This window comes from Rahnella sp. PD12R (genome assembly GCF_019200965.1).
In the GTDB taxonomy this organism is placed as follows: domain Bacteria; phylum Pseudomonadota; class Gammaproteobacteria; order Enterobacterales; family Enterobacteriaceae; genus Rahnella; species Rahnella laticis.
In genome coordinates this window covers 126,288-140,341 of record NZ_JAHTMS010000003.1, presented here as the reverse complement: position 1 = coordinate 140,341, position 14,054 = coordinate 126,288, and the positions used below count along the sequence as shown (strand labels likewise).

Sequence of the window (14,054 nt, the reverse complement as noted above, 5' to 3'; positions counted from 1 at the left end):
GGGGGCTTTTCATTTTTCAACCTTAACTGCGCTCAATTTCTTTGGTTGCGCGATCTAACGCATCGGTGATTTTATACAGCGTTTCCTGTTCGATGGGCCCTTTCGCAAGCCTTAAATTCAGCGCCGAACGGATATTATTTATCGCCCTTTGCATTTCCGGAATGCTGCGGTTATTCGACAGGATCGCCAGCGAATGCAGCCGCTCAGTCACCGTCGCCAGTAATTCGTCCTGCTGGTTCAGCAATACCACCCCTTCTGCGGTGATCGTATATTGCTTCTTCCCGCCTTCTTCCTGATTCGCCAGAACCAGTCCCTGATCTTCCAGAAAAGTCAGGTTCGGATAAATAATACTGGCGCTCGGGGTGTATTCCCCTTTGGATAACTCTTCGATGGCTTTGATCAGTTCATAACCGTGGGCGGAACGTTGTTGCAGAAAATGCAGCATTAATAAGCGGATATCACCGGTTTCGAACATTCTTTCACGACGGTGTTTTTTCGCAGCAATACAGTTTGCTTTGTTGCCGGATCCGGCGGGAGGACGGTCGTTGCCCAGAGGATTATTTTTCATCAGAACCATGGTTAAAATTGCGTAAAGATATCCCCTAAAGATAACGGGTTAAGCCCCCGATCACAATCTCCCCTTCAGGTGCGAAGGGGAGCGTTTTTACGATGCCATTAGTTCATGAAAGTAAAAGGCTTATAGAAATCTTCGCCCAGCCAGCGATAAGCCGCAGGCTGCGTCGCCAGCGGTTTGCGCACATAGCTGGCGGCTGAATTCACATCGCCTTTGCCGCTGTACACCGCGTAATCCGGGTACGGGAAAACCGGGCGCGAAGCGGCATCTGCCGGAATTTTCTCCAGACGGATTTCAGTTGCTGGCTTTTTACCGCGTTCCGGCAGCGGTTGCCCGAACGACGTTTTCTGCTCTTTTGCCGCCTGATACGTGGTGATGTTATCCGGCGCAGTGCCCTTTTCCACCCAGTTCATCATAGGTGTGAGGAAATCCACCAGGCTCGGCCCTTCACCGCCGGAGCAGTGATGCACGCCCGGCAGCAGATACAGACGCTCAAACTGATCGCGGCTCGCTGCCCCCATGACGTTGCCGACGGCCTGATGATAAGCCACGGAATTGAGCGGTGAAATGTGCTGATCCGCCCAGCCGTGCCAGATAATCAGCTTGCCACCGGCAGCTTTAAACGCCGTCAGATCCGGGTTAGTCGCGTCATAAAGCGGATGCATTTTACGCAGTTCGTCAAACGCCGCTTCGGTGAACTTCACGTCTTTTAACGTAAAATCCGCTGGCGGGTTTTTCTCGTAATTCATGTATTTAAGCGACGACAGCGCGATCATCTGGCTGAAAATCGGGTCGCTGGCTTTTTCCGGCACAAACACACCTTCCCACGCCAGTTCTGAACCCGGCATCGGGCCGCCGACAATCAGTTTCTTGCCGGTTTTCGGATCTACAGGCCCGGCGTATAACCGGTTCAGCGCCGTCAGTTCGGCGGTGGATAAACACGATCCCTGCGGCGTGGCCGGATCGGTTTTACACGCCAGAACCGAGGTGTCGAAATGGCAACTTTGCGGGTCGGCAATCAGGCCATCGGTCTGACCATCCAGCGCGTCGCATTGTTTGAGCACGGCGTTGTGGATCAGCGGCAAACGCGCGGCCAGCAGCACCGGTTTGCCGTCAGGCCCGGTATTGGAAAGCGCCTGCCAGGCGTGATAAACCGCATTCTGCGACTGGAAATTCATCGCGGCGGCACCGGCAATAATCCCGTTGAAATCATGCGGGAAACGCTGCGCTTCCATCAGGGCTTCACGGCCACCGTCCGAGCAGCCGTTAAAATAGGAATACGCAGGCGCGCGGCCATAGAACGCCGTGATCAGCTTTTTCGACACTTCCGCCGTCAGATGCTGGCTGCGGTAGGCGAAATCCACGCGTTTCTGAGGATCCTTACCAAAGTCACCTTCCTTCATGGAATGGCCCATGTCGGTGGCGGCCAGAACAAAACCGGTGGTATTTAAGGGCGTACAACCCGCTGCTGCGCCGATTTGCAGCTGAATATTCCCGCAAAGGCCGCCGCAGCCGATTTGCATATAGCGTTGCTGCCAAGATGAAACCGGCAGGATCACCTGAAAACCGATCTCAGGATGCAGATTGCCATCGACTTCACAGGCCGGTGCACCGTTCACGGTGATTTCTTTGGCGGTCGTGATCCGGCTGCCTTCGCCGCCGATGTCCGTCAGTGAAACGTCGGCAAGTTTTGCGCAGGACATCACCGGCCTGACCACCTCCCGCGCAGGTGCAGTGGGATCAGCCGCGGCGCTGAGGGAGGAATATCCGGCTAACAGCAGAGGTAACAGACAAAGCGCCCGCCAGCGCCCGTTGAGGCTTTTTAATTTCATAACCATTCCTTTGAATAAAGATTCAGAATTTGTCATAAGAATTATAATGATGGCAGAAATAATAAATAATGGCGTTCAGGGCGGCTGCCGTAATGATTTGCGCGGCAGTTGCAACAAAGTATTAATTTGTGGCGGCTGAGATAATAAACCGCAGATAACAGAGAAAATACGTTCTGTTATCTGCGGGAGAATTATTCCGTCACGCTTTACAGGGGTAAATCAGTTCCGGCGCGGATAATTATTTCGCGTGCCAGTACGCCACGCAGCGGACAAAGTTTGCGTCCAGCCCGCGGGTTTCGGTGAAATAGTCACTCAGGCCTTTGACGAATTTCCCTTCGCCGGTGGCCCAGACGTAATAATCATTTTCCGGCAGCATCAGACTTTTCAGTTTCTGCACCACCGCATCGTCTTCGCGATAACCATTGTGCTCATCGCTGACGATCCACTCGACGTTGAAATCTTTTTCTTCATCCAGATAACTGATGCAGCTCACATCTTTCACTTTCACCAGTACGGTAATTTTTGCGTTTACAGCCGCCTCTTTCAGTTCACGCAGGCGGCGTTTTACTGCCGGAAGACCGGTTTCATCACAAAGATACAGTTGCCACCGGTAGGTCGTCGGAATAATCAGGGAACCGCGTGGCCCGCCAATGATCAGCTTATCGCCCGGTTTGGCATTGTCGGCCCATTCGCTGGCCACGCCGCCGTCGTGAATATAAAAATCCAGCGTCAGTTCGCGGGTTTGCGCATCGAAATGCAGCGGCGTGTATTCACGGTTAACCGGACGCGGGCCTTCGCCCCAGGCAATGCCGTCTTCTGTGGCGGTCGGCGGAACAATCACGTCGCCCTGATTCGCCGGGAAGAACAGTTTGATGTGGTCATCAAAACCGCGGGACGTAAAACCTTTCAGCTCGTCGCCGTTCAGTACAATGCGTTTAAAACAGCCGGAAACCGTTTCAGCGCTTTTTACCGTGATGTGGCGGAAAACCAGTTCGTTCTTAACGCGCACCGGCAGGTTGGCGGCGGAAGATTCAGTGCGTTTGTGTTCCATATTCTTTCTCTCATTGTTCCGAAATTAGTATTCGAAATTATTATCAGTGCCAGCCCGTCAGCCCAGCATAATACCGCCGTCAACGGCCAGTTTCTGACCGGTAATAAACGTATTGCTCATCAGGAAAATATAGGCCGACGCCAGCTCATCGATGGTCGCAACCCGGTGCAGCGGAATGCTGGTTTCAAAACGCTGCCTGATGGTTTCAAACTGCTCCGGTGGCATATCGCGCCAGAACGGCGTGGGCGTCCAGGTCGGTGCCACCGTATTCACGCGCACATCGGGCGCAAGTTCCACAGCCAGGCCTTCCACTAGCGCCTGAATGCCCAGATTGCCGGTATAACTGGCGCAGGCATCCTGCGCACGGCCACCGGTTCCCGACGTGAAAATCAGACTGCCTCCGGCGTTCAGTTTCGTGGCCGCCAGCTTGCCAATCAGGACGTTCGTGAAGAATTTGGATTCCATCACGCGCCGGATTGTTGCCATATCGGCTGACAGAAAACCGCCACCCATGACGTCACCGACCATTGAAACAGCGTGGTCGAAAGCGGCCATTTCAGCAAAAAAAGCTTCCAGCGCAGCGTGGTCGTGCGCATCGAGGATCACGGTTTCGACTTCCGCGCCGCTGCCCGTCAGCCCAGTTTTGGCCTGCGCCAGACGCTCTGCATTTCTGCCCGCCAGCGTCAGTTTTGCACCCTGCTCTGCCGCCAGTTCCGCCACGCGCAGCCCGATACCGGAGCTGCCGCCAATCACCAGAATACGTTTCCCTGATAATTCGTTCATCGCACTTTCCTTCAGAAGTGGAATCATTCTCAATTCAGTGAAAGATATATCTTAGTAATATTTTATGCAATGACTTCAAAAAAAAACCGGCCATCGTGAAGAAGGTCGGTTGGAGGTCTGTACAGCAGAACGCAGCCCGTGAATTAACGCACCGCGCCGCGCAAAAACATGTCGACAGCGCTGCTCACCATCTGGCGGATTTCTGCAATTTCCAGCGGTGCCGGATTACGCTGATAGACGCGCGTATTGGTTTGCGCCGTCACCAGCGCCAGAAACTGTAAGGCGCGCAGATGCGCATCGGCCTGCGCCAGTTGCCCTCGCTCCATCGCGCTGGCGAGGAATGTTGCCAGGATTTCCACGCTTTCCCGCGGGCCGGCGTCATAAAACAACGTGCCGATTTCAGAATGCCCGGACTCGGCGATCACCATGCGATACACCGCCAGCGCGGAGACATCATTAGTCAGCACCAGCAACATTCTTTCGCCAAAACGGGTGAGGATGGTTTCGAGACCGGCCTCCGCCCACGTTTGGGTCAGATCGCTGACGGCGTCGGAAAGATGCCCGGTGGCATAGGCTTTCACCACCGCCACCAGCAACGCTTCTTTCGACGGGAAATAACTGTAGAGCGTGGCTTTGGAGCCGCCGAGACGCCGGGCGAGCTCATTCATTGACGCGCGTTCGTAACCAGTTTCCTGAAACAATTGCGCTGCGGCATCGATAATCGCCTCCCTGCGGGCTTCGGTGCGGACTTTCATCTTCCCTCCTGACGTTGCTTTTACGGCCACGGCCAAAAACCGTCGCGGCGAAACTGTACAGTACAGTTCCCTGATGTCCCCACTCTAACGACGGGTTTGCGCCTTGTAAAGCGAGCCGCGTAGCCCATTTTTCAGAACCAAGTGCAAAGATTTCGTTAAGAAGCGCATTTTTATTTACCAATTTGTTGATAACAATTATCAGTATCATTATCATTCGCACAAAGCTGAAATGGGTAAGGACTGTAATTAAACCCATATTTTATAAGGACAACGGCTTTTTCACGGAAGATTAAAGCAGATGACAAGCGCGTCTGAATTTGTCGAAAGGCAGTAAATGCGAGCAGAACTTAAAAAAATTAGTGCAGGACTAAAAACAAATGTTCAAATCCTTTACACAGCAGGGTTTGGTGAAAAACGTCATTTTCATGGGGACGATTCTCACCACCACCTTTAACGTAAACGCAGCGGAAGCCGTTAAAGACAACACCGATCTGGCACAGAACAAAGCGCAATCTACAGAAACCATCAAAAAGAAACCGGTGGTGCGCAGTGCGAAGGATCTGGCACAGAACAATGAAGAAGTGATGACCGTCACCGAGACCCTGCCGGATAAAACGCCGGGCTCAAAAACCACCATCACTGCGGCAGAAATGCAAAAACGTGGCGGTAACGATTTCGGTACCATCATGCGTTATGAGCCACTGATCACCGCGACCGGCTCAAGTGGCGGTTCCGGCAACGGCAAAAGCGGCTTCGACCGCAGCGGTTACACCGGCTATAACATTCGTGGTCTGGAAAGCAACCGCGTCAGCATCGATGTTGACGGCATCCCACAGCCAAGTGCTACCGGCCGCAGCTACGCCAGCCGCGCGGGTTTAGGCACATCCGGCATCGGCCGTGATTACATCGACCCGTATATTTACGGCCAGGTGGATATCGAATCCGGTGCAACGTCAGCCGAACGCGCCAACACTTCCATCGGCGGTGCCGTTTCCTTCCTGCCAAAAACCGCAGACGATTACCTGCGTCCGGGCAAAGAAACCTATTTCGGTTACCAGTCTGATTATGATTCTTCAGACCGTTCATGGCACAACGGCATTACTGCCGCTGCCGGTGACGAAACCCTGCGTGGACTTGTGGCGATCAGCCGCCGCGACGGTCAGGAAACCAGCAACAACAGCGGGACGCACGACGCTTATCCGGCGAACTGGCACTCTAACGCCATCATGACGTCCGGTATCTGGCAGCCAAACGACGAACATAAATTCACCGGCACGCTCGATTACTACGAGAAAATCAATCACACCCATTACGACGCGTGGAACAGCGCTGGCAGCTCCATTCTGGGTACCGCGCAGCAGCAAAGTAACACCCGCCGCTGGGGCGCAAGCCTGAAAGACGAATGGACACCGTTCAACGATTTCGCTGACGCCGTGGTCTCCAAAGTCTATTACCAGTACACCCAGGCGCACGACAACACGTACATGCCGAACGCCAGCAAAGAGATGATGAACGTCTATTCCAACTACGACGTCAGCACCTATGGCGCGGAAACCAGCTGGCTCAAAACGCTGGGTCGCCACGAGCTGAGTGCCGGGATTAACGGTCGCATCTCTAACACTGAACGTCCGTTCCGCGAAAGCCCGGATCAGAGTGTTTACACCACCATCATGCAGCCGGAAGCCAACAGCCGTTCTTACGTTCTCGGCGGTTTCCTGCAAGACACCATGAAGTTTGACCTCGACGGCCATAACTTCGGCATCGTGCCTGCGGTGCGTGTGGCTTACCAGAATACGAAAGCGACAGACCTCTCCGATTTGTCTAACAGCACCGTGTCTGAAAGCCAGGTTTCTACTTTGTACGGTAAAGCCAACTCCGATACGCAAGTTCTGCCATCACTGGCATTCACGTATGACATCACGCCTAAGCTGATGACTTACCTGCAATACCGTCGTGGCGCGCAGTTCCCGGATGCCAGCCAGCTTTACGGTTCCTGGAACCTCGGTTCTTCTTATGCCGCTTCTCAGCAATATGCGCTGATCGGTAACACCAATCTGAAAACCGAAACCAGCAACAACTTCGAATGGGGCATGAAAGGTGAAGCGACCGAAGGCGTGACCTTCAAAACGGCCGTGTTCTACAACACGTACAAAAACTTCATCGCCAACACCCGTTACACCCGCTCGGCTAACCCGGGCATGTTCACCAACGTGCCTTCCAATATTTATACGATTTATCAGGCCGAAAACCGCGATGAAGCGTTTATCTACGGTGGCGATCTGAGCACCAAAATCAACTACGGTACGTGGTTCAGCAGCGTTGACGGTCTGAGCACCAGCTTCGCACTGGGTTACGCCAAGGGTGAATCCAAATCCAGCTACGCGGGCGACAAATACGTTGATATCGACAGCGTTCCGCCAATGAAATTTGTAGCCGGTGTGGCATGGGATGACCCGTCAGGCATCTACGGCACGGCGCTGACCGCAACCTTCGTGAAAGGCAAAAAAGCCGAAGCGACCAACCGTCAGAGCTACACCAACGCCGGTACACCGATAACCGATTCCACCACGGAATACATGAATGTTCCTGGCTACGGTTTGCTTGATGCAACGGCCTACTGGAAAGTGGCGAAAAACGTAAAACTCAGCGGCGGCGTGTATAACATCACCGACCGTAAGTACTGGGATTACCTGAGCAGCCGCAGCCTGACTGAAACCACCAATCAGGATGCATACAATAAAGCGCTGGCCGTGATGCCAGGCCGCAGCTTCCAGCTGGGCGTGAATGTCGATTTCTAAGCGATAATTCATCACCCGAAAAACCTGAGCGCTATGTGAAAACATGGCGCTTTTTTTATGTCACAAGGTCAGGCTAAGGCCAATATCCCACGGCCATCTGGCAGATTTTCTCATCGTATCTCTGGTGCTAGTTTTTAATTTCCATCCATGCTGTCCCGTAGCGAAAGGAAATAAAAAAATGCCGATTACCCGTACTCAGGGGGCTGCCATCCCCCATATTTATCTGCCAAATAATGCTCAGAAACAGTCCGCCTACAATGTGATTGCACAGCTGCAATATGCCGATCTCTGGCGGGCTGCGGGGCAACTCCGAACCAACGGTGTCATGCGTGTCGATATGCAGGGGCATATTCCGGGTGCCGTTACGCAATATAATATTCAGGTTCAGGTCAACGGAGTTAACGGACAGAGCACCGTCGCGCATGTGATTGTTTCGGGATCATTACAAACAGGTAATGCACAAAATCAGCAAGGCGCACTGAACGCCGTTATTGCCGGTCTCAATCAAAGTATCGACACAGGCTGCACCTTTACAGTGGCCGGTTCCGTTCCGTAATGGCTTCTGAGATGTTTTTCCACGCCTCTGTCGCTTTTCGCAGAGGCGTTTTTGTATCTGATTATCAGCAAATAAACGGTTGCCGCGCACAACCGCATCCGCCTGAAACCGATAGACTTCCTGTTTTCCTCATCATTATTTCATTGAGAGATTACATGGAATTAATCAGAAAACCGCTCGCGCTGGTGCTCGCCCTGCTGCTGTCACCCGTCTGTGTAACCGCCACCACCCTGCTGAACTACACCGATCATGAACCGCTGGGCGGTACGCGCACCCGCTTCATCAATGACGTTCTCTTCCCGGCGATTGAAAAAGAATCACAGGGTCGCCTGAAAATTAACGCGCACTGGGGCAGTGAACGGGCGACCGGTTATAACGCGCTGAGCGTAATCAGTGAGGGTTCAGCAGCGGATATGGGCACCGTTGTGCCGGAATACGCAGCCAGGGATTTGCCGCTGCATCAGATTTTTAAAAGCTTTCCCGCCGGGCCGACCGGTGACAAACAGATCGCATTCTTCCGCCGCGTTTACGCCGAAATTCCGGCTTTTCCCGCCGAATTACATCACGAAAACGTCGTGAACATTTTCTTCGGTACCGGTTATCCGGTGGCGTTTTTCAGCACACATCCGCTGAAAAATCTGCAAGATATCCGGGGCACGACGTGGCGTTCGGCGAGTTTCTGGCATCAGGATTTCCTGCGAAATGCGGGCGCGAAGCCGGTCACGATGCCGTGGGGGCCGGAAACGGTGAAGGCGTTTCAGATCGGCGCTCTGGACGGCATTATGGTCAACGTGGACAGCGGTTATGATCTGAAAATTCAGAAAATGGCTCCGGAGGTTTTAGTCTCGCGCGAGCTGTGGCTCGGCCACGTTTATCTGCTGGTGATGAATGAAAAAGTCTGGAACGGGCTGGCGAAAGCCGATCAGGATGCCATTCACCGCGCCGCAGAAACTGCCTACAAAACTGCCGGTCAGGCGATGGACAACGGCTATATAAACCAGCTGGATGCGCTGCGCAAAGACGGCGCAAACGTCCGTGAACTTCAGCACAGCGAAGTGGAACACTGGCAAACGGTGAGCCGGTATCCGGAGATTCAGGCCGCGTGGGCAAAAGAGCAAACCGCAGCAGGCGTGACACAGGCGGCTCCGGTGCTGGAAAAAGTCCGCGCAATTTTGGCGGATGAGATGAGGTAAATAAAGCCGACCCGGCAGAGGTGGCCGCCTTTGCCGGAACCCGTTTGTTCGCCCTTCCCCGCAAACCGCTATTTGTCACACATTCTCTTTTTTACTTTCATAACTGAACCCACCTGTACATTTTCTTGACAGGAGAATTGTCTTACTTCATAAATGTACCGTACTGTACGGTTTAATGAAAAAGTAAACCGACATCCCGCTGCATTTTTTCATAAGAAGGTAAGACGTATGTCTGCGTTAACAAACAGCTATTCGCTGGCAGCTTTGATTTCTTTAGGTTTATTAACGGGGTGCGCGAGTACCCAGCCTGTGCCCTACACCGGGGTCACTTCTTCTTCCCAGATGAAACCTGACACGCAGGATGAATCCGGGCATATCGCTTTCAGCTACAACACGCCGGTCGACTGGAATAAATATTCCCGCGCCATTGTGGATCCGGTGGTGATTTATCAGGGATTGGATGCCCAGTTTGATGACGTTTCTCCTGAACAAAAACAACAACTGGCGGCGCATATGCAGCAGGTCTTCGGCAAAAGCGTGGCGGAGCGGTTCCCGCTGACCAACGCCATCACGCCGGGCACCTTGCGCATTCGTCTGACGCTGACCGGCGCGGAAACCAGTACGCCGTTTGTCGGCACGTTCACACGCTTTGACCTGATGGGCGGGCCGTACAACATCGTGCAGTCCATCCGCGGCAAACAAGGGTCGTTTACCGGCTCGGTGAGTTATGCGGTGGAAATCTACGATGCGCCGAGCAATCAGCTGCTCAAATCCTATATCTCACGCCAGTACCCGAACTCATTGAACATCGGGGCGACTTTTGGCGCGCTGAGTGCGGCAGAAACCGGGCTGGAGAAAGGCGCGGATCAGTTGCAGGAACAGCTGAAATAACCGGCTGAATCAGAAAGGGCTCGTGATGAAAATCTATCCGCAGCAAATCATCTGCAAACACTGCGACAGCCTGTATACCCGAAAATCCGTGCGGCCCGGCGAGGCCGCACACTGCCCGCGCTGCCGGGCGGTGTTATATCGGGGAAGCTGGCTGAGTCTGGAACAATGGTTCGCGCTCACCCTCACGGCGGCGCTGTTTTTTATCATCGCCAATGTTTTTCCGGTGCTGGAAATCGGCTTCCACGGCCAGTCGCAGGCGGCCACGCTATGGCAAACCGCGATGGCGCTGGCACACAGCTATGCGTCGCCGCTGGCGATCCCGTTGGCGTTGCTGATGATCGTCTGCCCGTGTTTGCAAATTTTGCTGCTCGGCTGGGTGTTATTTCACGCGTGCAGGAAAAAAGCCGCGCCCGGTTTTGCCTCCGCCATGCGTTTGCTCGCCGGGCTGGCACCGTGGAGCATGGCGGAAGTCGCGCTGCTGAGTATCCTGATTGCCGCTATCAAACTCTCCGGCCTGGTTGAAATCACCACCGGCCCCGGTACCTGGGCATTGCTCGGATTATGTCTGCTGTTACCGGTGATCAATCATCAGGATTTCCAGCCGTTATGGACACTCAAAACCCTCCGCGGCTACCGCCCGTGATGCCCGTTCAGGCGCTACCGCAGGGGCTCGTCCGCTGCCACGTTTGCGGGCTGGTCTGCGAGCATGTTTCCGGCGTTCATCGTTTGCCGTGCCCGCGCTGTCATGCGGCGCTGCACCCGCGCCAGCCGGACAGCCGCAGCCAGTCATGGGCGTTTTTGCTGACCGCCCTGCTGTTGTATTTACCCGCCAATTTACTGCCGGTGATGTACAGCTCATTTGCCGGTCACCGCGGTGAAAATACCATTCTGGGCGGCATCGCAGAATTCTGGGCGTCCGGTTCATACGGCGTCGCTACCGTCATTTTTATTGCCAGCGTGGTCGTGCCCTGCGCCAAATTCCTGATCCTCGGCGGGCTGTTGCTTGCCGCCGGAAAAGGCCAGGCCAAAATCCGCGTTCGCCGCGCCCGGATGTACCGCCTGACGGAATATATCGGTTACTGGTCGATGCTCGACGTCATGGTCGTGGCACTGGTCGCCGCACTGGTGCAGTTCCCCGGTTTCAGCACAGCCGAACCGCGCACCGGCATTGTCTTTTTTGGTGCGGTGGTGATTTTTACCCTGCTGGCCGCCATGAAGTTCGACCCGCGTTTGATTTGGGAAAATAACAAGAATGAGTGAACACGTTTCTCCGGCACCTGAAATCACGCCGCGCCGCTGGCGTCCGTCGCTGGTCTGGCTGGTGCCTGTCGCCGCTGCGGTAATCGGGCTGTTTTTGTTTCTTCAGATGTGGGTCTCCGCCGGACCGGAGATTTCGATCACGTTCCAGACCGCCAGCGGATTACAGGCCGGAAAAACCGAAGTGAAATACAAAGACGTCACCGTCGGATTGGTGAAATCCATTACATTGAGCCCGGACAGTCAGCGCGTACTCGTGACAGTGTCACTGATGAAAAATGCCGAAAACCTGGCGAAAGCCGATACCCGCTTCTGGGTAGTACGCCCGCGCGTCGGTATGGGCGGCGTTTCGGGCATCGACACGCTGCTTTCCGGCGCGTATATCAGCCTGGATACCGGTACATCCGGCAAAACCGGTTCGGTTTTTCAGGGGCTGGAATCGCCACCGGCGGTCATCAACGGCATGCCCGGCAGGCAGTTTGAAGTGGTAGCGGGCGATCTCGGTTCGCTGGATATCGGTTCCGCCGTGTATTACCGCCGCGTGCCCGTGGGCCGGGTGTCGTCCTACGCGCTGCGCCAGGACGGCAAAGGCGTCAGCCTTAACGTCTTTATCGACGCCCCCTATGACCGTTTCGTCACCTCTGGCACGCGGTTCTGGAATGCCAGCGGGCTGGATTTATCGCTCGATTCCGAAGGATTACAGCTGAAAACGCAGACCATGGCGTCGGTTATTGCCGGCGGCATTGCCTTTGCCAATCCACCGGACGCCACTCCCGCCGCCACACCTTCCCCCGATCACAGCGTTTTTACGCTGGCCGACGATCAGGCGTCCGCCATGGCACCGCAGGACGGCACGCCGCAAATCCTTCAGCTGCGTTTCCAGCAATCGTTACGCGGAATGAAAACCGGCGCGCCGGTGGAATTCTCCAGTGTGAAACTCGGTAAAGTGACTGCCATCGATCTGGATTACGAGCCTGCCGGTTCACGGTTTATTTCGGTGGTGACGATCGAGGTTTACCCGAACCGGCTCGGTCAGGTGCTGGAGAAACTGCCCAAGCCAGAAAAAGATGCCCAGAAACAGGCCGCCGTTTTCCTGCGGGATATGGTCAGGCACGGCCTTCGCGCACAGGCGCGCACCGGGAATTTACTGACTGGCCAGCTGTATATTTCGCTCGATTTTATCCCGAACGCCGCGCCGGTTTCTTACGATATCAATGCGCGGCCGCTGCGCATTCCGACGCTGAATGGCGGATTTGATCATCTCCAGGAACAGCTCGCCACGCTCATCGGCAAGGTATCGAAAATGCCCATTGAGTCGATTGGCAATAATCTCAACGCCACGCTGGGCAATCTCAACCAGACGCTGATTCAGGTGAACAGCCAGGTTCTGCCGCAAACCACGCAGACGCTCAGCACGATGAATCAGACCCTGACCCGCGCCCGGTTATTGCTGGCAGAGGATTCGCCGCTGCTGCAAACGCTGGCTGAATTCCAGCGCACGCTGTATTCGCTGCGCACCCTGACCGGCCTGTTAACGCGTCAGCCGCAGGCGCTGCTGACCGGCAGACAGGATGACAAAAAGGAACAGCCATGAAACTTGCCCGAACCGCTTACGCGGCGCTTACCCTGCAGGTTTTAACCGGCTGTGCGTCTTCCGCTCCGCACTATTACACGCTGACCACTGCCGCCGGAACCGCTCCCGCAACTGCCAGCGCCGCGCCTTTTGTCATCCGCGTGAAACCGGTGAACGTGGCGGAGCGGCTAAATCAGCCGCAGCTGGTGGTCCATCAGCGCAACGGCGAACTGCTGATGTCGGATAATGCACTCTGGGCCGCGCCGTTGCCCGAGGAAATTCGGGCGGCGCTGACCGCCCGGCTTGAACGTTCGCTGAAGACGACGGACATCCGCAGTCTGACGCCACCGGCGGACAAACCGGTGATCGGTATCCGCGTGTCGGTGGAACAGTTTGACGTCTGGCAAGGTGAGAAAGCGACGATAGCCGCCACCTGGCAGCTGGATCACGCAAATGAAAGCGGGCAACTCACCTGTCAGACACAACATCAGCGCGCCGTAAACGGCGGCACGCAGGAACAGGTGATGATCCGGCAGAAACTGGTGCAGGACGTCGCAGATGACATCGCTTTTTCCGTGCTTCAGCGCCGTTGTGGCTGACTTTTTCGCAATGCTTACAGTGTAAAACCGGCCTGTGTCACATCATTTTTCAAAATGTTTTAAATCAATACGTTAGCGATAGTTAAAAGCGTTAAGTTTTGTCAGTGCAGTGAAGGCCTCAGCGAAAATATGAATTTAAAAACCTTAAAAAATAGCAACTTAACTAAAAACTTACACATGACTTTCACTCAA

13 protein-coding genes are annotated in these 14,054 nt (G+C 54.6%); 8 read left to right on the top strand and 5 right to left on the bottom strand.

Annotated features, from left to right (window positions below):
* Window positions 1-22: 22 nt before the first annotated feature.
* The 5 genes from KWG64_RS07815 to KWG64_RS07795 all read right to left on the bottom strand — a co-directional run bounded on the left by KWG64_RS07815 (window position 23) and on the right by KWG64_RS07795 (window position 4,995).
* Window positions 23-568: a PadR family transcriptional regulator gene (locus tag KWG64_RS07815; protein WP_218521508.1), complete on the bottom strand. Its 546-nt coding sequence runs from the start codon at window positions 566-568 to the stop codon at window positions 23-25.
* 107 nt (window positions 569-675) lie between these two features.
* A complete protein-coding gene (locus KWG64_RS07810; protein WP_218521507.1) occupies window positions 676-2,406 on the bottom strand; it encodes a tannase/feruloyl esterase family alpha/beta hydrolase in 1,731 nt (576 codons plus the stop codon).
* A 238-nt stretch (window positions 2,407-2,644) separates the two neighbouring features.
* Complete coding sequence (locus KWG64_RS07805) at window positions 2,645-3,457, bottom strand: siderophore-interacting protein (RefSeq protein WP_218521506.1); 813 nt, start codon at window positions 3,455-3,457, stop codon at window positions 2,645-2,647.
* A gap of 57 nt (window positions 3,458-3,514) precedes the next feature.
* Window positions 3,515-4,240: an SDR family oxidoreductase gene (locus tag KWG64_RS07800; RefSeq protein ID WP_218521505.1), complete on the bottom strand. Its 726-nt coding sequence runs from the start codon at window positions 4,238-4,240 to the stop codon at window positions 3,515-3,517.
* Between the two features lie 143 nt (window positions 4,241-4,383).
* Window positions 4,384-4,995 carry a TetR/AcrR family transcriptional regulator gene (locus KWG64_RS07795; RefSeq protein WP_195824226.1) on the bottom strand — a complete coding sequence of 204 codons (612 nt, stop codon included), beginning with the start codon at window positions 4,993-4,995 and terminating at the stop codon, window positions 4,384-4,386.
* A gap of 377 nt (window positions 4,996-5,372) precedes the next feature.
* On the opposite strand from KWG64_RS07795, the gene KWG64_RS07790 reads away from it, so the two are divergent.
* From KWG64_RS07790 to KWG64_RS07755, 8 genes are all read left to right on the top strand, one after another.
* Window positions 5,373-7,793, top strand: a complete 2,421-nt coding sequence (locus tag KWG64_RS07790) for a TonB-dependent receptor domain-containing protein (RefSeq protein WP_218521504.1) — start codon at window positions 5,373-5,375, stop codon at window positions 7,791-7,793.
* 178 nt (window positions 7,794-7,971) lie between these two features.
* A complete protein-coding gene (locus tag KWG64_RS07785; RefSeq protein ID WP_218521503.1) occupies window positions 7,972-8,349 on the top strand; it encodes a hypothetical protein in 378 nt (125 codons plus the stop codon).
* Window positions 8,350-8,504: 155 nt separating this feature from the next.
* Window positions 8,505-9,542 carry a TRAP transporter substrate-binding protein DctP gene (gene dctP / locus KWG64_RS07780; RefSeq protein WP_218521502.1) on the top strand — a complete coding sequence of 346 codons (1,038 nt, stop codon included), beginning with the start codon at window positions 8,505-8,507 and terminating at the stop codon, window positions 9,540-9,542.
* 228 nt (window positions 9,543-9,770) lie between these two features.
* The gene (locus KWG64_RS07775; protein ID WP_218521501.1) at window positions 9,771-10,433 is read left to right on the top strand and encodes a DUF3313 domain-containing protein; all 663 of its coding nucleotides are present in this window, start codon (window positions 9,771-9,773) and stop codon (window positions 10,431-10,433) included.
* A 25-nt stretch (window positions 10,434-10,458) separates the two neighbouring features.
* The gene (locus KWG64_RS07770) at window positions 10,459-11,076 is read left to right on the top strand and encodes a paraquat-inducible protein A (RefSeq protein WP_218521500.1); all 618 of its coding nucleotides are present in this window, start codon (window positions 10,459-10,461) and stop codon (window positions 11,074-11,076) included.
* Window positions 11,040-11,693 carry a paraquat-inducible protein A gene (locus KWG64_RS07765; protein ID WP_370628612.1) on the top strand — a complete coding sequence of 218 codons (654 nt, stop codon included), beginning with the start codon at window positions 11,040-11,042 and terminating at the stop codon, window positions 11,691-11,693. The genes KWG64_RS07770 and KWG64_RS07765 overlap by 37 nt, the downstream gene beginning before the upstream one ends.
* Entirely contained in the window at window positions 11,686-13,284 is a 1,599-nt protein-coding gene (locus KWG64_RS07760; protein ID WP_218521499.1) for an intermembrane transport protein PqiB, read from the top strand. Before KWG64_RS07765 ends, KWG64_RS07760 begins: the two co-directional genes overlap by 8 nt.
* Entirely contained in the window at window positions 13,281-13,862 is a 582-nt protein-coding gene (locus tag KWG64_RS07755; RefSeq protein ID WP_218521498.1) for a membrane integrity-associated transporter subunit PqiC, read from the top strand. The genes KWG64_RS07760 and KWG64_RS07755 overlap by 4 nt, the downstream gene beginning before the upstream one ends.
* Window positions 13,863-14,054 lie beyond the last annotated feature (192 nt).